Annotated in this window: 25 protein-coding genes; 12 read left to right on the top strand and 13 right to left on the bottom strand. The window is 66.2% G+C overall.

Going from position 1 to position 23197, the window contains the following annotated elements; translation table 11 throughout:
• Positions 1-63 precede the first annotated feature (63 nt).
• From fliP to A6A40_RS06345, 4 genes are read right to left on the bottom strand one after another with little or no spacing between them, the layout of a single operon-like run.
• The gene (fliP, locus tag A6A40_RS06360; RefSeq protein WP_063634648.1) at positions 64-852 is read right to left on the bottom strand and encodes a flagellar type III secretion system pore protein FliP; all 789 of its coding nucleotides are present in this window, start codon (positions 850-852) and stop codon (positions 64-66) included.
• Entirely contained in the window at positions 849-1202 is a 354-nt protein-coding gene (locus tag A6A40_RS06355; protein ID WP_063634647.1) for a FliO/MopB family protein, read from the bottom strand. Before A6A40_RS06355 ends, fliP begins: the two co-directional genes overlap by 4 nt.
• Before the next feature lie 22 nt (positions 1203-1224).
• Positions 1225-1578, bottom strand: coding sequence for a hypothetical protein (locus A6A40_RS06350; RefSeq protein WP_063634646.1), 354 nt, complete (start codon positions 1576-1578; stop codon positions 1225-1227).
• Positions 1579-1622: 44 nt separating this feature from the next.
• Positions 1623-1952 carry an EscU/YscU/HrcU family type III secretion system export apparatus switch protein gene (locus tag A6A40_RS06345; protein ID WP_063634645.1) on the bottom strand — a complete coding sequence of 110 codons (330 nt, stop codon included), beginning with the start codon at positions 1950-1952 and terminating at the stop codon, positions 1623-1625.
• Between the two features lie 285 nt (positions 1953-2237).
• Between A6A40_RS06345 and flgB the strand changes: the two genes are divergently transcribed.
• The 9 genes from flgB to A6A40_RS06300 all read left to right on the top strand — a co-directional run bounded on the left by flgB (position 2238) and on the right by A6A40_RS06300 (position 9972).
• Positions 2238-2642, top strand: coding sequence for a flagellar basal body rod protein FlgB (gene flgB / locus A6A40_RS06340; protein WP_063636154.1), 405 nt, complete (start codon positions 2238-2240; stop codon positions 2640-2642).
• Between the two features lie 54 nt (positions 2643-2696).
• Positions 2697-3107, top strand: a complete 411-nt coding sequence (gene flgC, locus A6A40_RS06335) for a flagellar basal body rod protein FlgC (protein WP_014247802.1) — start codon at positions 2697-2699, stop codon at positions 3105-3107.
• A gap of 49 nt (positions 3108-3156) precedes the next feature.
• Positions 3157-3456, top strand: coding sequence for a flagellar hook-basal body complex protein FliE (gene fliE / locus A6A40_RS06330; protein WP_014247801.1), 300 nt, complete (start codon positions 3157-3159; stop codon positions 3454-3456).
• Between the two features lie 42 nt (positions 3457-3498).
• Positions 3499-3858: a flagellar biosynthetic protein FliQ gene (locus tag A6A40_RS06325; RefSeq protein ID WP_014247800.1), complete on the top strand. Its 360-nt coding sequence runs from the start codon at positions 3499-3501 to the stop codon at positions 3856-3858.
• Positions 3855-4625: a flagellar biosynthetic protein FliR gene (gene fliR / locus A6A40_RS06320; RefSeq protein ID WP_063634644.1), complete on the top strand. Its 771-nt coding sequence runs from the start codon at positions 3855-3857 to the stop codon at positions 4623-4625. Before A6A40_RS06325 ends, fliR begins: the two co-directional genes overlap by 4 nt.
• Before the next feature lie 13 nt (positions 4626-4638).
• A complete protein-coding gene (flhB, locus tag A6A40_RS06315; protein WP_063634643.1) occupies positions 4639-5715 on the top strand; it encodes a flagellar biosynthesis protein FlhB in 1077 nt (358 codons plus the stop codon).
• A 94-nt stretch (positions 5716-5809) separates the two neighbouring features.
• On the top strand, positions 5810-8344 hold the full coding sequence (locus A6A40_RS06310; RefSeq protein WP_063634642.1) for an ATP-binding protein: 2535 nt from the start codon (positions 5810-5812) through the stop codon (positions 8342-8344).
• A gap of 152 nt (positions 8345-8496) precedes the next feature.
• On the top strand, positions 8497-9576 hold the full coding sequence (gene recA / locus A6A40_RS06305) for a recombinase RecA (RefSeq protein ID WP_063634641.1): 1080 nt from the start codon (positions 8497-8499) through the stop codon (positions 9574-9576).
• Between the two features lie 99 nt (positions 9577-9675).
• The gene (locus A6A40_RS06300; RefSeq protein WP_063634640.1) at positions 9676-9972 is read left to right on the top strand and encodes a cupin domain-containing protein; all 297 of its coding nucleotides are present in this window, start codon (positions 9676-9678) and stop codon (positions 9970-9972) included.
• A gap of 33 nt (positions 9973-10005) precedes the next feature.
• On the opposite strand, the gene A6A40_RS06295 is transcribed toward A6A40_RS06300, so the two are convergent.
• Positions 10006-10581 carry a hypothetical protein gene (locus A6A40_RS06295; protein ID WP_063634639.1) on the bottom strand — a complete coding sequence of 192 codons (576 nt, stop codon included), beginning with the start codon at positions 10579-10581 and terminating at the stop codon, positions 10006-10008.
• Positions 10582-10670: 89 nt separating this feature from the next.
• Positions 10671-13283, bottom strand: a complete 2613-nt coding sequence (locus tag A6A40_RS06290; protein ID WP_063634638.1) for a glycosyltransferase family 2 protein — start codon at positions 13281-13283, stop codon at positions 10671-10673.
• A 255-nt stretch (positions 13284-13538) separates the two neighbouring features.
• Here A6A40_RS06290 and A6A40_RS06285 point away from each other — a divergent pair, with 255 nt between their 5' ends.
• Both A6A40_RS06285 and A6A40_RS06280 read left to right on the top strand, forming a co-directional pair.
• On the top strand, positions 13539-13949 hold the full coding sequence (locus tag A6A40_RS06285; protein WP_063634637.1) for an HIT domain-containing protein: 411 nt from the start codon (positions 13539-13541) through the stop codon (positions 13947-13949).
• A gap of 57 nt (positions 13950-14006) precedes the next feature.
• Positions 14007-14204 (top strand): hypothetical protein, encoded by a 198-nt coding sequence (locus A6A40_RS06280; RefSeq protein WP_063634636.1) that lies wholly within the window; start codon positions 14007-14009, stop codon positions 14202-14204.
• 115 nt (positions 14205-14319) lie between these two features.
• On the opposite strand, the gene A6A40_RS06275 is transcribed toward A6A40_RS06280, so the two are convergent.
• Genes A6A40_RS06275 through A6A40_RS06265 form a run of 3 tightly spaced genes read right to left on the bottom strand, consistent with a single transcriptional unit; the run spans position 14320 to position 19296 of the window.
• Entirely contained in the window at positions 14320-15273 is a 954-nt protein-coding gene (locus tag A6A40_RS06275; RefSeq protein WP_082860743.1) for an ACT domain-containing protein, read from the bottom strand.
• A 1-nt stretch (position 15274) separates the two neighbouring features.
• The gene (mfd, locus tag A6A40_RS06270) at positions 15275-18916 is read right to left on the bottom strand and encodes a transcription-repair coupling factor (RefSeq protein WP_063634635.1); all 3642 of its coding nucleotides are present in this window, start codon (positions 18914-18916) and stop codon (positions 15275-15277) included.
• A gap of 56 nt (positions 18917-18972) precedes the next feature.
• Entirely contained in the window at positions 18973-19296 is a 324-nt protein-coding gene (locus A6A40_RS06265; protein ID WP_063634634.1) for an FAD assembly factor SdhE, read from the bottom strand.
• Positions 19297-19535: 239 nt separating this feature from the next.
• On the opposite strand from A6A40_RS06265, the gene sugE reads away from it, so the two are divergent.
• The gene (gene sugE / locus A6A40_RS06260) at positions 19536-19853 is read left to right on the top strand and encodes a quaternary ammonium compound efflux SMR transporter SugE (protein ID WP_063634633.1); all 318 of its coding nucleotides are present in this window, start codon (positions 19536-19538) and stop codon (positions 19851-19853) included.
• Between the two features lie 18 nt (positions 19854-19871).
• On the opposite strand, the gene A6A40_RS06255 is transcribed toward sugE, so the two are convergent.
• From A6A40_RS06255 to tldD, 4 genes are all read right to left on the bottom strand, one after another.
• Positions 19872-20411, bottom strand: a complete 540-nt coding sequence (locus A6A40_RS06255) for a glycine cleavage system transcriptional repressor (protein ID WP_063634632.1) — start codon at positions 20409-20411, stop codon at positions 19872-19874.
• Between the two features lie 120 nt (positions 20412-20531).
• Complete coding sequence (locus A6A40_RS06250; protein ID WP_063634631.1) at positions 20532-20819, bottom strand: immunity protein Tsi6 family protein; 288 nt, start codon at positions 20817-20819, stop codon at positions 20532-20534.
• 94 nt (positions 20820-20913) lie between these two features.
• The gene (locus tag A6A40_RS06245; protein ID WP_236783753.1) at positions 20914-21453 is read right to left on the bottom strand and encodes a polymorphic toxin type 46 domain-containing protein; all 540 of its coding nucleotides are present in this window, start codon (positions 21451-21453) and stop codon (positions 20914-20916) included.
• Positions 21454-21630: 177 nt separating this feature from the next.
• Positions 21631-23064 carry a metalloprotease TldD gene (tldD, locus tag A6A40_RS06240; RefSeq protein WP_063634630.1) on the bottom strand — a complete coding sequence of 478 codons (1434 nt, stop codon included), beginning with the start codon at positions 23062-23064 and terminating at the stop codon, positions 21631-21633.
• Positions 23065-23197 lie beyond the last annotated feature (133 nt).

Here is a 23197-nt window from a genome sequence, read left to right as displayed (position 1 = left end):
GGATGCGACGAAGTGCGCAGGGTGTCTCAATCCCCGCGTGTGGCCGTCACCCGCGCCCGTTCCTCAGATCGTGCCGAAACTGCGCGCCAGCGATCCGGCGATCAGATACCACCCGTCGACCAGCACGAAGAAGATGATCTTGAAGGGGATGGCGACCATGGTCGGCGGCAGCATCATCATGCCCATCGACATCAGGATCGACGACACCACCATGTCGATGATCAGGAAGGGCAGGAACAGCAGGAACCCGATCTCGAATCCGCGCTTGATCTCCGAGATCATGAAGGCGGGGACCAGGACGTGCAGCGGCATGTCGGACGGCTCCGGCACCGACTGGATGCGCGCCATGTCCATGAACAGCCGCAGATCCTTCTCGCTGGTGTGATTCAGCATGAACTCGCGCAGCGGCGCCACCGTGCGGCGGAACGCCTCCATCTCGTCGATTTCCTGATTGATCAGCGGCTGGATGCCCTGGGTGTAGCTGCGCTCGAACACCGGGGCCATGACGAAGAAGGTCAGGAACAGCGCCAGCGACATCATCACCGTGGTCGGCGGCACCTGTTGCACGCCCAGCGCGTTGCGCAGGAAGGACAGCACGATGACGATGCGGGTGAAGGCCGTCATCATGATCAGGATCGACGGCGCCAGGGACAGCACCGTGATCAGTGCCACCATCTGGACGATGCGGCCGGTTGCCGTGCCGCCGGCGTCGCCAAGGTCGAAGGTCAGGCTCTGCGCCAGCGCCGGCCCGGCGCAGAGGCCGGTGAACACACCGATGGCCAGCGCCAGAAGCAGTCCGGCGGACAGCGGCTTCCAGCAGCCCGCGAGACCGTGGGGGAGGACCGCCCTCATTGCGGCTGACTCCCCGTCGCGACCGGAGCGGCTGGTGAGGTGACGGGGGCTGTGTCGGCCGACATGGCCAGTGCGCTGTCGAAGCCGCCGGCTGGCGCGCTGTCGACCAGCAGGTCGCCGTTGGCGCTCAGCAGGATCAGATGCTCGCGGTCATCGCGGCGGACCAGGACCAGCCGCCGCTTGGCGTCGATCGGCAGCGCCTCCACCACGCTCAGCCGGCGCTGGCGTGCCCGGCCGCGCACGGTGCCGCCGGCCATGCCGAGGCGGCGCATCACCCAGGCGACGACCATGATCAGCGCCACCACGAAGAAAAGCGCCATCAGGAAACGGATATACTGGTCGAGATCCATGGAAGCGGCGGGCTTTCTCTAATCAGGGCAGGTCGTCTGTGCGGCCGGAACCGGTGCGCCCATAGGCGGCGGCGGCGCGCTGTCGGGCGGTGTGCGGATCGTCGCGTCCCGCCAATGCGGCGGCGAGGGACTGCTCGCGCTTGGTCTGCTGGTCGGTCAGGGACGCCGCCAGCGTGTCCAGAGCCGCGACGAGGTCGCCGAGCGGGCCGAGCAAGGTCTGTGCTTCGCTGCGCGCCATCCCCTCCGCCGCGGCGCAGAGCTTGGCGACGCTTTCCTCCAACCCGGCAAGGTCGATCAACACCCCGGCCTCCGCCTCCAGCCGCGCCGCTTCCAGCACAGTGCCGAGGCTTGCCGCCCGCTCGGCGAGTTCGGACACGGATCCGGCACCTTGAGGGGGGCGGGGCGGAGATGGCGGACGGGTCACGGCGTGTCCTCCATTGTCTGGGCAGGCAAGGGCGTCGCAGGCTCTTCCGCTTGCGGTTCCGGTGGCAGGGTGCCGTTCGCGCGGTAGACATAGGCTAGGATTTCCGCGACGGCGGCGATTGCTTCCACCGGAATGTCGCTGTCGACGTCGATCGCCGACAGGATCTCGACCAGATCGGCATCCTCGCGCACCTTGACGCCGTTGGCGAAGGCCACCTCCAGGATCTGCTCCGCCACCGTTCCCTTGCCGGTGGCGACGATCCGCGGCAGAGTCTCCGTGCCGAGTTCATATTTCAGGGCGACGGCGACCGGACGCCGCGCAGGCATGCGCCCGGACGGACCCGGTGGGGTACCGGCCGGCTTCGATGCGGGGGAGCGGGACTGCGCGGACAAAAGGCGGCCTTTTCCAGAGGTCCTTCCTGGCCCGCATCCTGGACCGGTAGGCTTAACGAACTGTAAAGGCGGTTCGCCGGTGCGACCGGCAACTGCCGGGATTCATCCTTCGTTAACGCAAACGGGCGACCATCGGGAGTGCCGCCTTCCGATGGCTAGTCTGCCGGAGGTTCGGCGTCGGTCTGTGTGACCGGAGGCATCAAGGACGGGATCAAGGCCATGGACCTCGGAAATCTCGGCATCTTCAAGCTGATGTCGCGCAAGATGGACTGGCTGACCCAGCGTCAGGAAGTCATTTCGCAGAACATCGCCAACGCCAACACGCCCGAGTACAAGAGCCGCGACCTGAAGTCCTTCAGCTTCCGCGACGCGCTGAGCGACAACCGGCGCCTGACTCCGGTGGCGACGGATCCGTCCCATCTGGCGGGAACCCGCGGTCCCGGCGGCCTTGCCAAGGAACAGAAGGTGAGCGACCCGTACGAAACGGCGCCGGACGGCAACAACGTCGTCCTGGAAGAGCAGATGATGCGGATGGGCCAGAACGCGATGGACTACCAGACCATCACCAACCTGTACAAAAAACAGGTCACGATGATCAAGTCGGCGATCCGCTCCGGCGGCTGACGTGCTTTTTTTGTGGTCGTTCAGTGTTTGCGGACGTTCGAGGAGGCGGTTGCTATGGATCTCTACAAGTCGATGGCGGTATCCGCCTCGGGCCTGAAGGCGCAAGGGACGCGCCTGAAGGTCATTGCTGAGAATCTGGCCAACGCCAACACCACGGCGGAAACGCCGGGCGATCTGCCCTATCGCCGCAAGACGGTGATCTTCAAGAACGAGCTGGACCGGGCGATGGATGTGGACAAGGTCCGCGTCGCCAAGGTCGGCGTCGACAAGGGCGACTTCCAGCGCCGCTACGACCCGTCCCACCCGTCGGCCGACGCCGACGGCTACGTCCTGCTGCCGAATGTCAATTCGGTGGTCGAGGCGATGGACATGCGCGAAGCTCAGCGCAGCTACGAGGCGAACCTGTCGGCCATCGACACCGCGCGTCAGATGCTGACCCGCACCATCGACATTCTGCGCACCTGATTTCCTCCGCCCAATCGCTCCATCTCCCTGACCGACCGGAACCGCCGCCATGATCAATCCGCTGAACGCCGCCGCGGCCTACGCCACCACCGCCGCCAAGACGACCGGACCCGGCCTGGCCGCGCGCGACGGTGCCTCCTTCGGCGACGTGCTGGAACAGGCGGCCAAGGAGAGCATCGGCACCTTGAAGAAGAGCGAGGACATGTCGGCACTCGCCTCCGTCGGCAAGGCCGACCTCAACGAGGTGGTCCAGGCCGTGACCAACGCCGAGGTGACGCTGCAGACCGTCACTGCGGTTCGCGACAAGGTTCTGAACGCCTATCAGGAAATCCTGCGCATGCCGATGTGACGGCCTTCCGTCCTTCGCAACCGCATCGAAGCACATGTCGTCATGAGCGAGACCGAAGTCATCGAGCTGTGCCGAACCTCGATCGTCACTCTGGTGATCGTGTGCGGGCCGATTCTCGTCATCATGATGCTTCTGGGCACCGTGATTTCGATCTTCCAGGCCGTCACCCAGATCAGCGAGCAGACCCTGGCCATGGTGCCGAAGGTGATGCTGGTCTTCGGGTTGAGCATCCTGCTGATGCCTTTCATGCTGGGCAAGCTGACCGAGTTCTTCGAGCATGAGGTCGCCGACCGCATCGTCGCCATCGGCGTCGGCGCCCACGACAATGGCGGCGCCCCCTTCACGCCCGGTACGGGCATAACGCCGGCCCCGGCGCCGACCGCGGCCGCGGCGGGCGGATGAACGTTCTCCAGCAGCTTCTGGGCGAGCAGATCTTCGTCTGGATGTTGGTCTTCCTGCGGGTCGGCACCGCCTTCAGCGTGATGCCGACCATCGGCGACGCCTTCATCACTCCCCGCACGCGCCTGCTGTTCGCACTGGCGGTCAGCGTGCTGGTGGCGCCGGTGATCCGGCCGCAGCTGCCGCCGATGCCCGGCAATCCCTTTCAGCTTCTGGTGCTGGCGGCGGGCGAGATGACGATCGGCATCTTCCTCGGCACCATCGCGCGGCTGCTGGTTGGCGCGCTGGAGGTTGCCGGAACCATCATCAGCCTGCAGAGCGGCCTGGCCAATGCCCAGATCTTCAACCCCGCGCTGGCCTCTGCGGGCTCGCTGCCCGGCGCGTTGATGGGCTGGTTGGGACTGCTGCTGCTGTTCGTGACCGACCTGCATCATCTGCTGATCATGGCGGTGGTCGACAGCTATGCCACCTTCACGCCGGGAGCGGCGATACCGGTGGACGACATGGCGAATGTGATCGGACAGCTGGTGTCGAAGACCTTCCTGCTGGGGGTGCAGATGTCGGCCCCCTTCCTGATCACCGGCATCCTGTTTGCGCTGGCTCTTGGCCTGCTGAACAAGCTGGCGCCGCAGGTGCAGGTGTTCCAGCTCTTCACATCGGTCCAGGTGTTGATGGGGCTGTTCCTGTTCGCGCTGACCCTGGGCGCCATGATGATGTTCTGGCTGTCGCGGTTCGAAACGAGCTTCGTCGAACTGCTGAAGCCGTTGTAGAAGGAGGACGCCGATGTCGGAAGATGCGGACGAGTCCTCCAAAACAGAGGACCCGACATCCAAGAAGCTCGACGAGGCCCACAAACAGGGCCAGTTCGCGATGACCCGCGAGGCCGCGAACTGGTTGATGGTCGCGGCGATGCTCGTTGTGCTGGTCGCCATCCTGCCCGGCACCATGAAGGGGATGGTCTTCCGCCTGAACTATTACTTCGAGAATCTGGATCAGATCACGTTCGACCGCGCCGGGGTCGGTGCGCTGCTGTTCCGTGTGATGGCCGATGCCATGTGGGCCCTCTGGCTGCCGATCCTGCTGTTCGTGGTGGCAGGTGTGCTGGCGACGATCGGGCAGATCGGTTTCAATGTCTCCTGGCAGATGATCGAACCGAAATTCTCCAAGCTGAATCCGCTGCCCGGCCTGATGAACATGTTCAAGGCCAATCAGGGGGTGGAGCTGCTGAAGAGCATCGCCAAGCTGGCGGTGGTCGGCGGTGTTGCCTACATGGCGCTGAAGCCGATGTTCGCGGTTATCGAAACCTATATCGGCATCGATATGATCGCGATGCTGCTGCAGATCGACAGTCTGGCACACCGGCTGCTGATCTGGGTCCTTGTGGTCCTGACCTTCATCGCCGCCGGGGACTTCCTGTGGCAGAAGACCCAGTTCGACAAGAAGATGAAGATGACGAAGCAGGAGGTGAAGGACGAGCACAAGCAGCAGGAAGGCGATCCCGTGGTCAAGGGCCGCATCCGCCAGCTCCGCTTCGAGCGCGCGCGCAAGCGCATGATGGCGGCGGTGCCCAACGCCGACGTGGTGGTCACCAACCCGACCCACTTCGCTGTGGCGCTGAAATACGATCCCGCCCAGATGGGCGCACCTCTGGTGCTGGCGAAGGGTGTGGATCAGGTCGCCTTCAAGATTCGCGAGATTGCCGAATCGAACAATGTTCCGGTCATAGAAAACCCGCCTCTCGCCCGTGCGCTCTATGCCGCATGCGATATCGACGAGGAAGTTCCATCCGAGCATTATCGGGCGGTCGCCGAAGTCATTACCTATGTCTTCAAGCTGAAAGGGCGGTCGCTGCGCAACTGATGCGCGCCTGGAACGGTTGACGGCACCGGGCGGGACGATTGACCTTCGTGCGCCGTGACATTGGAGGCTTGGGGTTCTGGTGCCTGGAGATCTGGTGGACGATTCGACTTCCCTTTCCGACACCGCACGCAATGCAGCCAGCCGCGCGGCACCGTTCGGTGGTGTGCTGATGCTGCTCCAATATTGTATGGCGCCTGCCGGGCTGCTGGTTCTGGCCGCCGGCCTGCTGCTGGACCGGGAAGAGATCGGGTGGGCGGGAGCGGTGCTGGCGGCGGTGGGCGTCGCCCTGCTGATCGGCCGCAGCATCGCCGTCGTCCGGCGGTCGGCGCGAATCGGTGCGCTGCTGGGTGGGGCGCTCGAAGGCATGCCGGCGGGTCAGCTGCTCTGCGACGAGGCCGACGAGGTGGTCTTCGTCAATGCCGCCTTCCGCGAGCTTGCCGGCTGGCGCCGCGGCGAACGGCCGCTGGATGCGCTGGCGCGCCAGTTCTCCGACGATCCCGACAGCGCGCGCGAGTTCCGCCGCCTGCGCGAACGGGTGCGGGCGGGAGCGGCGGCATCCGCTGAACTGGCCATCCCGGCATTGGACAACCATCCGCCGGAATGGCGCAAGGTGCAGGGCCAGCCGGTGCCCGGCTTTGCCGGCTCCGTCCATTGGCGGGTCGAGGACATCACCGCCCGGCGCGAGTTGGAGCATGTGATGCTGCGCGAGCAGGCCAAGCTCGCCGATTTCATGGAACATGCGCCCGTCGGCTTCTTCTCCGTCGATCAGAATGGCCAGTTCCTGTTCGTCAACGCCACCCTGGCCCAATGGCTGGAGGCCTTCCCCGGTGACCTGACCGATGGCGAGCTGCGCCTTCACGGCATCCTGGCCGCGCCGCCGCGGTCCGCCGCGCCCTACGACCTGTTCGACCATGGCGGCGGCGAGCAGCGCGGAGAACTGACCATGGTGGGGCTGCGCGGGCGCCGGTTCCAGGTGGCGGTGGCGCAGAGCGTGGTGCGTGCCGACGATGGGACGATTCACACCCGATCGGTGGTGCGCGATCTGTCGCCCGAGCGGGAATGGCAGGAGGCCCTTCGCCAGTCCGAGCAGCGGTTCCAGCGCTTCTTCGAGGATGCGCCGATCGGCATCGCACTGGTGGACGAGACCGGCCAGCTGACGGAATGCAACGAGGCCTTCCTGGCGCTGATCGGCAGCGAGGCCGGCAGCGTCATCAACCGCCCGATGGCCGACCTGATCGTCCCGGCCGAGCGCGAGGCGGTGAGCGCCCGCTTGAAGTCGGTCCAGGGCGGTGCCGATCCGGTTCATCCGCTGGAGGTCCGGCTGTCCGGCGGCCGGGAGCTGACAGCGCAGCTCTATGCCCGGCGCCTCGCCAATCCTGTGCGCACGGACGGGCGCGGCGAGGCCGAGAGGACAGCGATAGGCGTCGGCCTGATCCTGCATTTCATCGACATGACCGAGCGCAAGAGCCTGGAGGCCCAGTTCGCCCAGTCGCAGAAGATGCAGGCTGTGGGGCAGCTCGCCGGCGGCGTCGCCCATGACTTCAACAATCTGCTGACGGCGATGATCGGCTTCTGCGATCTGCTGCTGCTGCGGCACAAGCCGGGCGACCAGTCCTTCAGCGACATCATGCAGATCAAGCAGAACGCCAATCGCGCCGCCAATCTGGTGCGGCAGCTGCTGGCCTTCTCGCGCCAGCAGACCTTGCAGCCCCGCGTCATCAACGTGACGGACGTGCTGGCGGAGCTGGCGAACCTGCTGCGCCGGCTGATCGGCGAGAACATCGAGCTGAAGATGATCCATGGCCGCGACCTGGGGCTGGTCAAGGTCGATCAGAACCAGCTGGAACAGGTCATCATCAATCTGGTGGTCAATGCCCGCGACGCCATGGCCGGCGGCGGCAAGCTGACCATCAACACAGCCAACCACGTCGTCACCCAGCCAGAACGGCGGGAGCATGAGACGGTGCCGCCCGGCAGCTACGTCTCCATCGACGTGATCGACACCGGCTGTGGCATCGCGCGGGAGAATCTGCAGCGCATCTTCGAACCGTTCTATACGACCAAGGAGGTCGGGTCGGGCACCGGGCTCGGCCTGTCGACCGTCTACGGCATCGTGCGGCAGACGGGCGGCTTTGTGCTGGTCGATTCAGCGGTCGGGGAGGGGACGACCTTCACCATCCTGCTGCCCCGCCATCAGGGCGAATTGCGCCCGGTCGACACTGCCGAGCCGCGGGAGCGGCGCGGCAGCGACCTGACCGGAACCGGCACCATCCTGCTGGTGGAGGATGAGGACGCGGTGCGCGTCTTTTCCGCCCGCGCGCTGCGCAACAAGGGCTATCAGGTGCTGGAGGCCAAGAATGGCGAGGCGGCCTTGCAGCAGATCGAGACCAACGGCGCCTCCATCGACCTGCTGATCACCGACGTGGTGATGCCGCAGATGGACGGCCCGACGCTGGCCCGCCATGTGCGCAAGCTGCGCCCGGAGATGCGGGTGATCTTCATCTCCGGCTACGCCGAGGACCGGTTGGGCGAGATCGACGGGGTCGAGGTGGCCCATTTCCTGCCCAAGCCCTTCTCGTTGAAGCAGCTTGCCTCCAAGGTGAAGGAGGTCATCCGCGATGCGCGGTGAGGACCGGATTCGCTCGCAAGAACACGCCCGGATTCACCCTGTGAAATAGGAACATATGGGAAACATTGCTCCTTGCAAATAAGAACGGAGAGAGTACATTAAGCTCCGTTGCAAGAGCGCCGACCGTGTGTTCTAAGAGAGGGGTACCGGGCATGTCGTCCGCACAGCTTCGTTTGGTCGAGAAGGATTCCATGGACAAGCAGAAGGCGCTCGATGCCGCCCTGAGCCAGATCGAACGCGCGTTCGGCAAGGGCTCGATCATGAAGCTCGGCGCCAAGGAGAACCTGGTCGAGACGGAGGTTATTTCCACCGGCTCGCTGGGTCTCGACATCGCGCTGGGCATCGGCGGCCTGCCGAAGGGCCGCATCGTCGAAATCTACGGGCCGGAAAGCTCGGGCAAGACCACGCTGGCGCTGCATGCCATCGCCCAGGCTCAGAAGGCCGGCGGCACCTGCGCTTTCGTCGACGCCGAACATGCGCTCGACCCGTCCTATGCCCGCAAGCTGGGCGTCAACATCGACGAGCTGCTGATCTCCCAGCCGGATGCCGGCGAGCAGGCGCTGGAGATCGCCGATACGCTGGTGCGCTCCGGCGCCATCGACGTGCTGGTGGTCGACTCGGTCGCAGCATTGGTGCCGCGCGCCGAACTGGAAGGCGAGATGGGCGACAGCCATGTCGGCCTGCACGCCCGCCTGATGAGTCAGGCGCTGCGCAAGCTGACCGGCTCGATTTCCAAGTCGAACTGCCTGGTGATCTTCATCAACCAGATCCGCCTGAAGATCGGCGTGATGTTCGGCAACCCGGAAACGACCACCGGCGGCAATGCGCTGAAATTCTACGCCTCCGTGCGTCTCGATATCCGCCGCATCGGCTCGATCAAGGACCGCGACACCGTCGTCGGCAACCAGACCCGTGTCAAGGTGGTGAAGAACAAGATGGCCCCGCCGTTCCGCGTGGTCGAATTCGACATCATGTATGGCGAGGGTGTGTCGAAGGTCGGCGAACTGCTCGACCTCGGCATCCAGGCCGGTGTGGTCGACAAGTCGGGTGCGTGGTTCAGCTACGACGGCACCCGCATCGGCCAGGGCCGCGAGAACGCCAAGACCTTCCTGCGCAACAATCCAGAGATGGCCGATGCGATCGAAGCCAAGATCCGCGGCAACGCCGGTCTGGTTGCCGACGCGATGATGGGCACCCCGGAAGCCGACGGCGAAGCCTCCACGCCGGAGTAAGTCTTTGATATTTTTGTGAGCCCGCCGCCCATGAGGGCGGTGGGCTTTCTTTTTGGCAGCAACGTCCAAAAGCAAGCCGGGATTTCGGAGGGGGAGGCAATGATCAATCTGATTGCGGAAACGGCGACCTTGCCCCATGCATGGCGGTCGCGGATCGTCGGCAAGATCGCCGGCGCCAATCTGAAGATCATCCGCATGGATGAGGCGGGCATTCCATCGGAAAGCCATGCAGATTTCGATGAAGCGCTGTTTGTTCTGGACGGCAGCATGACGCTCGATGTCGAAGGCGAACTGATTGCAATGTCCGCGGGTGACTTCTTCGTCATTCCGGCGGGCAAAAGTCACCGTGTCCTGGAAGGAAGCCGGGGCCTCCTGTTCCTGGTCGATGCGGAATAGGACCAGATCACGGTCCGTGGGGACCGGTTCCGCTTAGACATCCATCACCATATGCGGCCGGAACGCTCCCTCAAGCGTCAGCAGCAGGTGCAGGTAGACCGCGACCTTGCGGGCGCGATCGGTGTTGCGAGACAGACAGTCGCGCAGTTGTTCCGCCAGTCGGGCGGTCTCCGCGTCCTGCTCCGGTGCCGCGGCCGTGGCGGCCTGGACGATATGTTCGGGGTCGACCGGCAGTGGAGCGGCCGGATCCTTCAGCAGGGCTTCCGCCAGCGCCTCTTCGTCATGATGGACCGGAGCCGGCGAGGCCGGAGACGGCGGTGCGCGACGGGACAGATGGTTGCGCAGATTGTCCTTCAGCCGCGTCCGTTGGCCCTCGTCCAGCCCGTCGAACTGATCGACTTCTTCGAACAGAAGATCATAGAGACGGCGGCGTTGCGGATTGGGCGGGGTGTGGTCGCGCCGTTCCTGCTCGCGCTCGCGCTGTTCACGCCGCGGATCGCGGCGGTGGTTGCGGTCTGTGGCGCTGCCGGCCCGCTCGACGCCCGCGGTGGTGCGGACGCTGAATTCCGGAGGGCCGATACCGCGGCCGGAAGTGAGATTGCCGGACATGAGCCGCCTCCCGGGAAATGTTTCCCCTGCGAATCAAGTCTGGCAGAGCCGGCGCTTTCGTCAATCCGAAAGCGCCGGTGTTCCGCGGGTCAGTCGCCGGCGCCGGCGCCGACCGCGTCGTCCGCTTCTCCCGGCTTGCTCTTGCCGAAGCCGATGGTGGGGAAAACGTTGATCAGCGCGGTGATGAAGGCGGCCAGATAGGGCAGAGACTGCACCACCAGCAGGCCGGACCACATGAAGGCGTCGCGGTTCTCGTGGCCGAAGACCATGACGATGGCCAGCGCCGCACCCCACAGCGACACCAGCAGCACCAACTCCTCACGCGCCATCAGGAAGGCCTGCATCAGCGCCGGCTGGTTCTCGCACTTCGGCGTGCGGACGAAGGGCCGGCCGGAGGTGAAGATGCCGAGCCACATGGCGCGGCCGACCGTGTGGGTCAGCGCCATGCCGGCCACCGCAGCGCCGACCTTGTCCCAGAAGCCGCACTTCACCCGCGCCTCATAGAGCCAGAGTGAGGCGCCAACCTTGAAGGCGAAGACGCTCAGTGTCGGGATCATGAAGACATTGGGCGGGAACTCGAAATATTTCGGGAAGGCCATCAGGCCGATGGACCACAGGATGCCGGCGATGCCGAAGATCATATGGGCGGCATCGGCAAACCAGGGCAGCCAGCCGGTGATGAAATGGTATTTCTGGCCGGCGGTCAGTTCCTTGGCGCCCGGCGACAGCTGCCGCCAGTGATGCTTCAGGATCTGCACGGCGCCATAGGCCCAGCGGAAGCGCTGTGTCTTGTAGGCGGAGAAGCTGTCGGGCACGAGACCCTTGCCGTAGCTCTCCGGCATATAGACGGCTTCATAGCCATGCTCGAACAGGCGCAGGCCGAGGTCGGCGTCCTCGGTGATGCACCACTCGCCCCAGCGGCCGACCTTTTCCAGGGCCGATTTGCGGATGATGGTCATGGTGCCGTGCTGGATGATGGCGTTGCGCTCGTTCCGCTGGATCATGCCGATGTGGAAGAAACCGGCATATTCCCAGTTGGTCATGCGCTGGAACAGATCATGTTCCCACTCGCGATAGTCTTGCGGCGACTGGACGAAGCCGACCTCCGGCCGGTTGAAGTGCGGAATGGTCGCCTTCAGCCAGTCGGGATGGACCTGATAATCGCTGTCGATGACGGCGATGTGTTCGGCATCCGGCGCGGTCTGCGCCAGACCGAAATTCAGAGCACCTGCCTTGAACCCCGGCCAGTTGTCGAGGTGGAAGAAGCGGAACTTCGGCCCCAGCTTCTTGCAGTATTCCTCGATTGGGCGCCAGACCGCCGGGTCCTTGGTGTTGTTGTCCAGCAGCAGGACTTCGTAGTTCGGGTAATCGAGCCGGGCCAGCGCGTCCAGCGTCTGCATGACCATGTGCGGCGGCTCGTTGTAGCAGGGCACATGGATCGACACCTTCGCCGCGTTCGGCAGCGGGGCGGCGGAGCAGGGAACGAACTTGCGCTTGAACTTGTGCTGCCAGACGACCTCCGTCAGCTCCATGCCGTCGATCAGCATGACCGCGAACAGCACAAGCTGGCAGAAGATCAGCAGACCCCAGGCGATTTCGGTCGTCAGCGCCAGGCCGGCGGCCGAAGCGGCGCTCACGGTGAAGACCAGGACGGAGGCCACCGCCTGGATCAGCGCGCCGTAGAAGATCTGGCCGCCGATCTTCAGGTCGCTGCGGCGCCACAGGAAGAACACCAGCGGCAGGAAGCCCAGCGCCACTGCGGTGGCGCATTTGACCTCCCAGTTGCGGACCTCGTTCACCCCACCGATCATCGGGAATTTCGGGTTGCGCTGATAGTCCCACAGGCCCCAGCTGGTGCCGGCGGTGCCTTCGATCTCCCGTTTCCAGGGCTGGTCGAAGGCCTCCATGATGAAGTAGTCGAGCTTGTTCTGGGCGGCGACGTTCAGGAAGTTGCGGATGAACTTGGCCTGATTGACCTGGCTGGCCTCGGCGCCGCGGCGCCACGGGCCGTCGGCCGGCCAGCCGATCTCGCCGATCAGGATGTGCTTGTTCGGGAATTTCTGCTTCAGCTCGTTGTAGCGGAACATGGCGTAATCGACCGACTGGTCGACCGGAACGCCTTCCCAATAGGGCAGAAGGTGGACGGCGAGGAAGTCCACGGCCTCGGCCAGTTCCGGATTCTTCAGCCAGACATGCCACGGCTCTGCGATGGAAACCGGGACATTGACCTTCTTCTTCACCCGCTTGACGTAGTCGATGGCCTGCGGAACGGTGAGGTCGGCGCGCAGGATCGCCTCGTTGCCGACCAGCACGCGGCGAACGTTGCTGTTGGCGCGGGCCAGCTTGATCAGGCCGGCCAGTTCAGGCTCGTCGATCTCGGGCTTGCCGGTGGTCCAGGCGCCGGCGGTGACCGGCAGGCCATGCTTGGCGGCGATGGCCGCCACCATTTCCGAGCCGTCGGTGGTCGAATAGGTGCGGACGGCCATCACGGCGCCTTCCAGGGCCGCCATGTCCTTTTCGATGTCGTCGGCGGATGCCTTGTCGCCCTTCGACGGGCTCTTGTCGGTGTGGAAGGGTGTGTAGGCCACGCCGGTGATGGCGCCGGCCCAGGACCGCTCGTCCACCGGGCGGTTCCACAGCGCCCAGAGGGCGACGTTGCCGAGGATCACCAGAATCAGAACCGCGAAGGCTGATTTGCGCATGTGGGTCGTACTCGCTCGCCGCACCGGAAAAACATGGATGCGGCCCGGAAAATGGCGCAAAGCGACTGTTGCCGCCCCGACCATTGCCCCGGACCGAACTCTGCAATCGTCCAACGAATGCCGCTGCGCCGTATGGCCGGCGCACACGGCCTTCTATACAAGCTTCGCGGTTGTCCCGCCACTGCCGGCTATAACAGAGCAGCGTCCGGTTTATTCCACGCGTGCGTCCTTTGGACGTCAGGAACGGAGTGAAGCATGTTTTCCCTTAACGAACGGCTACAGGCCGACACCCGCCATGTGACCGATCTCGATCTCTGCCGGGTGTTGCTGATGAACAACGCGCTGTGGCCGTGGCTGATCCTGGTGCCGATGCGCGAGAACGCTGTCGAGATCCACCGGTTGGATGCCGCCGACCAGATGACTCTGATGCGCGAGATCGCGGTGGCCTCCCGCGTGGTGGAGCGGCTGTTCGCGCCGGACAAGATGAATGTCGGAGCGCTCGGCAACATGGTATCGCAGTTGCACGTTCATGTGATTGGCCGCACGCGCGGCGATCCGGCCTGGCCGGGGCCGGTCTGGGGTTCCGGCCATGCCCGGCCCCACGAGCCGGCGGAGGCGGAATCGCTGGTGGAGCGGCTGGCGGAGGCATTGCGGGCCGACGCGTGAACTTTGGAGGGGCTGGGGTGTTTGTGTGGTCAGCCACCATCTTGGGAGACCGCCGCCATGACCGACCAGAACCGCCCGAAATCCGTGACCTCCGATGCGCCGTCGGGCGCCGCCCAGCGAATCGAGGATAAGCTGGTCGACAAGACCGGCAAGGCGTCAGGCGACCCGGACAACCCCGTCCAGAAGAAGTGGGAGGAGATGGGCGAGCGGGAGGAGATCATCGAACAGAGCCAGCGCGAGGGGGGCGGGAGTTAGCGGCGAACGATCGCCGGCATTTCGCCCCGAACCCTCTTCCGCTCTCGGGCGGCCGAAGGCCGGTCCGATTGCGGGAGAGGGGATTGCCGCCGCATTGTGAGAACCTGCCCTCTTTCTACCGCTTCACCGTGCAGCTCAGGGACAGCACGTCGGCCGCCTTGTCGAAGTCATCGGCGCGGACCAGCACGTAATCGGTGTTGTAGGTCGAGATCGCAAAGATCGGCACATGGGCCTGGGCCAGCGGAACCGCGATGCGGGCCAGGATGCCGAACAGCGAGAAATCGACCACCCCTTCCACCCGGAAGGCGCGCCAGCCGCGTTCCGCCTTCACCCCCTCGGGCACACGCTCCTCCCGGCAGAGGATCGACAGTTCCTCGCCGGTGCGGGTGGCGCCGACCAGCGGGTCGCTCCAGTCGAGCCAGTCCGGCAGGCCGCTGCCGGACGGCAACTGCGCCACGGCCAGACGGTCGGGCAGCACGGACAGGGTCAGGCCGGTTTGCTCGCGCACCAAGGCTGCGGTCAGCGTCGCCTCGTCCACCTCGAAGGGCTTCAGGATGCGCCGGGCGCGGGCGGCCAGCGACGGCACGCCTGAGCGCATTGCGCGCCCGAGCATTTCGGCCGAGGTGGCGCGCAGGCCGGCATCCGATTCCGCCAGATCCACCACGGCCTGCAACGCGCTGGTCTGGACGATGCGGCTGGGGCTGTTCTCGAACCAGTCGGCCAGCAGGACGGCGGCGCGGCGGCGCTGTGCGTCGTCCATGGTCAGTCGGGGAACGATCTGGGCGATGTGCCAGCGCACCTCCGCCTGTTCGATGGCGACGGCGTCGGTCAGCAGATGGTCGACGTAAGCGTCGAGCCAGCCGGGATTGCCGCGCGACACCCGTTCCAGCGCGTCGGCGGCGCGCATGCGCACGCTGGCATCCTGATCGAACAGGCAGCCGACCAGTTCCGCCAGCTTGCCGCGGTCGGCCGATACCTCGTCGGCGACGGACGGTGCGTCGCCCGCCGACCGCCGGTCGCCGCGCGCCAGCCGGCGGGCGAGCGACGCTTCGCGGGTCAGGTCGGTCATCTCAGCGCCGCCCGGTCGGACGGCCGAAGCGGGACGGTGTGCCGAAGCGCGACGCGATCTTGGCGCCGGTCGGCTTTGGTGGCGGCGGGGGAGGGGGGGGCGGCGGGGTCTCGCCGCGCGGCACGCCGCCGCCCGACGCCATCTCCGCCAGATCCTTCACCAGCTTCTGCACGCTGCGCACGCGGGCCTGCGGATCGGGCCATTCGCGGACATAGACCAGCTTGTGGTCGGGCCGCAGCTTCATCAGCGTCAGATGCTGGGCGATGTAGGTCAGCAGTTTGGCCGGCTCGGCATAGAAATTGTCGTGGAAGGCCAGCACCAGCCCCTTCGGCCCGGCATCCACCCGGTCGATGTTGGCCTGTTTGCACCAGCGCTTGATGGTGACGACGTCCAGCAGGTTCTCCACCTCCTCCGGCAGCTTGCCGAAGCGGTCGATCAGTTCGGCGGCGAAGCCGTCCACCTCGGCCCGGTCCACCAGATCGGCGATGCGGCGGTACAGCGACAGCCGCACCGTCAGGTCGGGGACGTAGCTTTCCGGGATCAGCACCGGCGTGCCCAGGTTGATCTGCGGCACCCACTCCTGCGCCGCGGCGGCGGCGACCGCACCCTCCTGCATCGCCGCGCGGGCATTGGCGACGGCCTCCTCCAGCATCTGCTGGTAGAGCTCGACGCCGACCTCGCGCACCTGACCCGACTGCTCCTCGCCCAGCAGATTGCCGGCGCCGCGGATGTCCATGTCGTGGCTGGCGAGCTGGAAGCCGGCGCCCAGGCTGTCCAGCGTCTCGATGACGTGCAGGCGCTGCTGGGCGGTGCTGCTCAGCGGCTTGTTGGGAGCGTAGGTCAGATAGGCGTAGCCGCGCTTCTTCGACCGGCCGACGCGGCCGCGGATCTGATAGAGCTGAGCCAGCCCGAACAGGTCGGCGCGGTGGACAATCAGCGTGTTGGCGTTGGGGATGTCCAGGCCGCTTTCGATGATGTTGGTGGCGAGCAGAACCTCGAACTTGCCCTCGTCGAAGGCGGTCATCACGTCTTCCAGCTCGCTGGCCGCCATCTGGCCATGGGCGGTGACGATCTTGACCTCCGGCACCAATTCGCGCACCCGCTCGGCGACCTTCGCCAGATCCTCGACGCGCGGGCAGACATAGAAGCTCTGGCCGCCGCGGTAATGCTCGCGCAGGATCGCCTCGCGGATCACCACCGGGTCATAGGGCAGGACGAAGGTGCGCACCGCCAGCCGGTCCACCGGCGGGGTCGCGATCAGCGACAGCTCGCGCACGCCGGACAGAGCCATCTGGAGCGTGCGTGGAATTGGCGTGGCGGTCAGCGTCAACACATGGATGTCGGCGCGCAGCTCCTTCAGCCGCTCCTTCTGCTTCACGCCGAAATGCTGCTCCTCGTCGACGATGACCATGCCGAGCCGCTTGAAGTCGAGACCCTTGGCGAGCAGGGCATGGGTGCCGACGACGATGTCGGCGGTGCCCTCCGCCAGTTCCTTCTTGACCAGCGTCTGTTCGCGGGCGGTGACCATGCGCGACAGCTGGACCACGCGGACCGGCAGCCCATTGAACCGGGTGGAGAAGGTCTTGAAATGCTGGCGGGCCAGCAGGGTGGTTGGCACGACGACGGCGACCTGCTTGCCGCTCATCGCCACCATGAAGGCGGCACGCAGAGCCACCTCGGTCTTGCCGAAGCCGACGTCGCCGCAGACCAGACGATCCATCGGCCGGCCGCTGCCTAGGTCGGTGAAGATGTCCTCGATCGCCTTCAACTGGTCGTCGGTCTCGGGGTAGGGGAAGCGGGCGGCAAATTCCTGATAGACCCCTTCCGGCGTCAGCACCGGATCGGCCTTCTTCAGCATGCGCTCCGCCGCGATCTTCAGCAGGGCTTCCGCCATGTCCTTCAGGCGCTTCTTGACCCGTGCCTTGCGGCCCTGCCAGCCGGCGCCGCCCAGCTTGTCGAGCTGGACATTGGCATCCTCCGAGCCGTAGCGCGACAGCACCTCGATGTTCTCGACCGGAACATAGAGCTTGTCGCCGCCCTCGTAGATCAGGCGCAGGCAGTCGTGCGGGGCGCCGGTGACATCCAGCGTCTCCAGCCCGTCGTAGCGGCCGATGCCGTGGTCCATGTGGACGACGATGTCGCCCTCATGCAGGGCCGAATGCTCGGCGATGAAGTTGGCGGCCTTGCGCTTCTTCTTGGCCGGGCGGACCAGACGGTCGCCCAGTATGTCCTGCTCGGTGATGACGGCGAGGTCGGCGGAGGTGAAGCCATGCTCCATCCCCAGCACGATGGTGCCGATGATGCCGCGGTCGAAGCGGCGCACATCCTCCATGCTCTCCGCCGGTTCCAGCCCCGGAATGCCATGGTCGGCCAGGACGTTGGACAGTCGGTCGCGCGATCCGGCGGAATATCCGGCGATCAGCACGCGGCGCCCGTCGGCGCGCAAGCTGCGGATATGGTCCTTCACCGCGTCGAAGACATTCACGTCGGGCCGGTTGCGCTCCTCCGCGAAGTCGTGGCCGCGCTTGCCGCCGGCATCCACCGTCCCCTTGATGCCGGGGGGCGTGGAGAAAATCTGAAGTTGCGCCACCGCGCGCTCCGCCAGCAGCGCGTCCCAGCCGATCCCGTCGAGGAACATCGAGGCGACCGGCACCGGCTTGTAGACCGGCGAGCCCGCCCGCTTCTCGATGGTCATCATGCCGTCGCGCGAGGCGTGGAAATCGACCACCTGGGCGATGCGGGCGTCGCGCGCCTCGGCCGCCTGATGGTCCAGGCTGACGATGCCGCGCGGCAGGTAATCCAGCACCGTGTCCATGCTCTCGTGGAACAGCGGCAGCCAATGCTCCATCCCGCCATAGCTGCGCCCGGCGGAAATCGCCTCGTAGAGCGGGTCGTCGTCGGTCACCGCACCGAACAGCTCGCGGTAGCCGGAGCGGAAACGGGCGATCCCGGCCTCGTCGAGAAAGACCTCCGACATTGGCTTCAGCTCGACCTTGTCGCGCTTGTCGGTGGTGCGCTGGGTCATCGGGTCGAAGGCGCGCACGCCCTCCAGCTCGTCGCCGAACAGGTCGAGGCGCAGCGGCTCCTCGGTGCCGGGCGGGAACAGGTCGACGATGCCGCCGCGCACGGCGAACTCGCCCGGTTCCCGCACCGTCTGGGCGCGGGTGTAGCCATTGCCGGCGAGGTAGCGCTGGAGCTTCTCCAGGTCGATCCGGTCGCGCAGCTTGGCCGAGAACACCGCGTTCTTGAAGGCGCTGCGCGGCGGCACCTTCTGCAACACGGCGTTGACGGTGGTCAGCACGATCAGCGGCGCCAGACCGTCGCGGTTCGCCGCCGCGTCGCGCCGGGCGATCAGCCGGGTCAGCGTGTCGATGCGCCGGGCGACGATGCCGCCGTTCGGCGACACCCGGTCATAGGGCAGGCAGTCCCAGGCCGGGAAGGTCAGCACCTCCAGCTTCGGCGCGAAGAAGGCCAGCGCTTCCGCCAGCAGGGCGCAGCGCGTGTCGTCCAGCGCCACATGCAGCAGGCCATAGGCCCCGGCCTTCTGCGCAAGCTCCGCCAGGATGCGGGCGTCATGACCCTCGGGCGCGCCGCCGATCAGGAGACGGCCGGCGCGGCCGGGCTGGAGATCGTAACTGACCAAAGGAGGATGCCTCGGAGATGCGGGGGACAGTCTGGAAATGTCGGGAGCGGGCTCCGTCAGGAGCCTTGACGTGGTGTGTAACGGAACGCCGTCAACAGGCGCATCACGTCAGTGTCATGCTCCGCCGGGACCGGCTCGCGGCCCGACATCCAGTCGTAGAGGTCGGGATCGCCAAGCTCCAGCAGCGCCTCGAAGCGGTCGAGCATAACCTGGTCGAAGCCGCCGACATGGGCGTCGGCGAAGCTGCCCATCAGCAGATCCATCTCGCGCGTGCCGCGGTGCCAGGAGCGGAAGCGCAGCCGCTTGCGCCGGTTTTCAAGCGATTCGGCCTTCTCGGGAGCCGGTGCCTCGGAAGCCGTGTGGGGGCCGTTTTCGGTCATTGCAGTCCAACGTCGAAAGCCCCCAGCGCCGCCAGCGGCGAAGGGGGGAACCATTCAGGAACCCCATCCTGCACGGGCTGGCGTGGCGATGCAACATTCCCCGCCCGTCTTGACCCGGCCGTCTTGACTGGGCCTGCAGCCTGTCCTATCTGCGGTCAGGCCCGCGGGGACGACCCCGCCGATTGCAGAGGCAAACCGGGTGGGGACGACCCCGCCATTCCAGGACGGAGGGTACCGTCATGGCGTGGGTCACGCTGTTCTTCGCCGGTCTGTTCGAAATAGGTTGGGCCGTCGGCCTGAAATACACCGAAGGCTTTACACGCCTGGTCCCCAGTGTGCTGACCGCCGCGGCGATGCTGGCCAGCATCCTGCTGCTGGGGGCTGCGCTGAAGACGCTGCCGCTCGGCACCGCCTATGCGGTGTGGACGGGCATTGGAACCGTGGGCACCGCGGTGCTTGGGATGTGGTTGTTCGGCGAACCCGCCGGGGCGCTGCGGCTGCTGTGCATCGCGGCGATCGTCGGCGGGATCGTGGGGCTGAAAATCCTGCATGGGTGAGGGGGGTAGCTTACCCCCTCACAGCGCCTCGGTCCGGCAGGTCAGTCCCAGCGTTTCTGCGGTGTTGGCCACCGCCGACAGGCAAACCTCCGCCCGCTCCGACGGGATCGACACCGAGAAGCGCAGGACATAACGCTCGCCCGCACGGTCGGGCAGGGTCTGGGCGTCCAGCCGCACGATGTTGGCGTCGAACTGGGTGAAGATCTCCGACAGGCGGGCGACGAGGCCGGGCTGGTCGCCGCCCGACACCTCGACGCGATGGGTGACCATCGCCTGCGGGCCCGGCTGGGGATCGAAGGCGAAGGGCGTCACCTTCACCTCGGCGCCGGCCAGGACGGGCAGGGACGACAGGCTGGCCTGAACCTCCGCCACCGTCAGGCCGGCGGGCAGTTCACAGACGGCGGAGAACTCGGCGCCGCTGCCCAGCGATGCGAAGGTGGCGTCGCGCAGGTTGATGCCCTGGTCGAACAGGTGGCTGGTGATGCCGGACACCAGTCCGACCCGGTCGGGGCAGAAGGTGGAAACCAGGGCCAGTCCGTCAGTCGAGTCCGTCGCCATCGCTCATCTCCCGTTTTCTGTATTCTATGCGGGCACGGGGGCGGCCGTGCCGTCCGGATGCGCGATCATCGAAGCGGGGTGCCGGGAAGGCCAGCACAAAATGGCGTTCAGCCACCGAAGTCAGCCGCCGAACAGGCGGCGGGTGGCGGCGCTGATGGCGTGAAGCTCCGCGGCAAGCGCCGGATCGACGTCGTCGACATAGTGGGAGGCGAGCAGGCCGAAATTCAGGTCCCCGGCACGGTCCAGCCGCTTGGCGCCATCCCGTGCCGCGCCGTCGACATAGTCGAGCTGGCGCTGGATGCTGGTCAGCCAGCTGTTGTCCGGTTCCCGTCCCGCCAATGCCGATAGGCCGGCCAAGGCGTATGCGATGCGGCGGCGCAGCTCGTCGGTGGTGGCGATGTCGGCCATGGCCTGGGGCTTTCTCCTGTGGATGGCGGCGGCGGCCAGTCTGATCGTCCGCCGCCGGCAAGAGAACAGGGAATCGGAGTGGAAGGTCACGGCGCTATTGGGCGAGGCCGCCGCTGGTGACGCCGGCCTTGACGCTGTTGGGAACCACCACCTGGGTGCAGCCGCCCGCGGTCTGGACGCTGGTGCCGGGCGTGGTCCAACTGTCGACGATGGGGGCGGCAACGGACCTCAGTCCCTGGCCCGACGGCAGCACCGCCTTGTACTCCGCCCGGCCGGCGCCCGAAATGCCGAGGCAATCGGGCGTCGCGGTGACGACAGGCGAGAAGAAATTCCCGAATCGGACGGTGTCGTAGCCGGTGCGGACATACTGGAACCAGGTGGTGCCGGCAGGGATGTCGATCACCTCCAGCGGTTTGGAGAAATCGATTCCCTTTGAATCGTCGGCATAGCGGGCGGTGGTGAGGTCGGTCGCGGCATAGAAGTGGCTCGCGACCACGACACGCGCGTTCAGCTGATCGGCGCTGGTCCCGGCAGCCTTGGCGACCGCCACCTGCTCCGCCGTAGGAGCGGTCTGGGCGTGGCCCGGCAGCGCCGCGGCCATCGACACACCCAATGCCAGAGAAAGAGCGAGCAATGGGCCTTTGGAAAAGCGGGAAAAGGAATTCATGGGCATCCACCGCATCCGGAAAGTTGAAAATCTCCGAGATGACGATACCCAGGCAATCGACGTGACCAAGCCCCGAATGCGACGGGGGCCGGACCATGCCCCGGTCCGGCCCCTTCATCGCATCCGATGTGACGCTGAAAGCCGTCAGGCGGCGGTGCCGCCGACCGTCAGTCCCTCCAGCTTCAGCGTCGGCTGGCCGACGCCGACCGGCACGCCCTGGCCGTCCTTGCCGCAGGTGCCGACGCCGGGGTCGAGGCGGCTGTCGTTGCCGATCATCGACACCTTGGTCAGGCTGTCCGGGCCGTTGCCGATCAGGGTGGCGCCCTTGACCGCCGGTCCGAGCTTGCCGTCCTCGATCAGGTAGGCTTCGCTGGCCGAGAAGACGAACTTGCCGTTGGTGATGTCCACTTGGCCGCCGCCGAAATTCTTGGCGTAGATGCCCTTCTTCACCGAGGCGATGATCTCTTCGGGCGTGTGGTTGCCGTTGCGCATCACCGTGTTGGTCATGCGCGGCATCGGGTTGTAGGCGAAGCTCTGGCGCCGGCCGTTGCCGGTCGGGCGCATGCCCATCAGGCGGGCGTTCATGCGGTCCTGCATGAAGCCGACCAGGATGCCGTCCTCGATCAGCGTGGTGCACTGGCCGGGCGTGCCCTCGTCGTCGACGCTGATCGAGCCGCGCGAGTTCTCGATGGTGCCGTCATCGACGATCGTGACGCCGGGCGCGGCGATGCGCTGGCCCATCAGGCCGGAGAAGGCGGAGGTCTTCTTGCGGTTGAAATCACCCTCCAGCCCGTGGCCGATGGCCTCGTGCAGCAGGATGCCGGGCCAGCCGCTGCCCAGCACCACCGTCATTTCGCCGGCCGGGGCGGGGACGGAGGACAGGTTGACCAGCGCCTGCCGCAGAGCCTCGTCGACGAAGCCGCGCCAGGTTTCCGGCTGGATGTAGTGTTCGTAGGTGACGCGGCCGCCGCCGCCATACCCGCCGGTCTCCATCCGGTCGCCTTCCGCCACCACGACGGAGACGTTCAGGCGGACCAGCGGACGCAGGTCGGCGACGCGCACGCCGTCGGCGCGCATGATCTGCACCGCCTGCCATTCGCCGCTGATCGAGCAGCTGACCTGCCGCACCCGCTCGTCCTTGGCGCGGGCATAGGCGTCGATGTCGGCCAGCAGCTTCACCTTCTCCTCGAAGGGGACGAGGTGCAGGGGATTGTCGGGGATGTAGAGCGCGCGGTTGGTGCCGGCCGGCGGCTCGGCCAGCGTGCCGGTGTGGCCGGCCTGCACGGCGCGCACGGTGGCGGCCGCGCGGCGGATCGCCTCTTCCGACAGGTTGCTGGCATGGGCATAGCCGGTCGCCTCGCCGGCGATGGCGCGAAGCCCGAAACCCTGGGTGGTGTCGAAGCTGGCGGATTTCAGCTTCCCGTCGTCCCAGCCCAGCGACTCGCTCTGGGAATATTCGAGATACAGCTCCCCATCGTCGGCACTGTGCAGGGCGTCCTGCACGACGCCTTCCACGCGGGCGCGGTCCATGCCGGCGCGGTTGAAGAAGAGATCGTCGGTGACGGCAAGCGCGCTCATGAAAACTCCGAACCTGTGATGGGGCGGAACCCGGCCTGCCCGGCCTGATCGCTTGTGCCGGCCTCGTTCCATGGTAGGACACAGTAGCATCGCGGGCCTTCTCGCGCCGCGCCGTACGATGTGTTCTAACGGT

The sequence above is a fragment of the Azospirillum humicireducens genome (genome assembly GCF_001639105.2).
GTDB classification, from domain to species: domain Bacteria; phylum Pseudomonadota; class Alphaproteobacteria; order Azospirillales; family Azospirillaceae; genus Azospirillum; species Azospirillum humicireducens.
The sequence above is the reverse complement of the archived record's forward strand: the minus strand, read 5'-3'. Positions and strand labels throughout refer to the sequence as shown.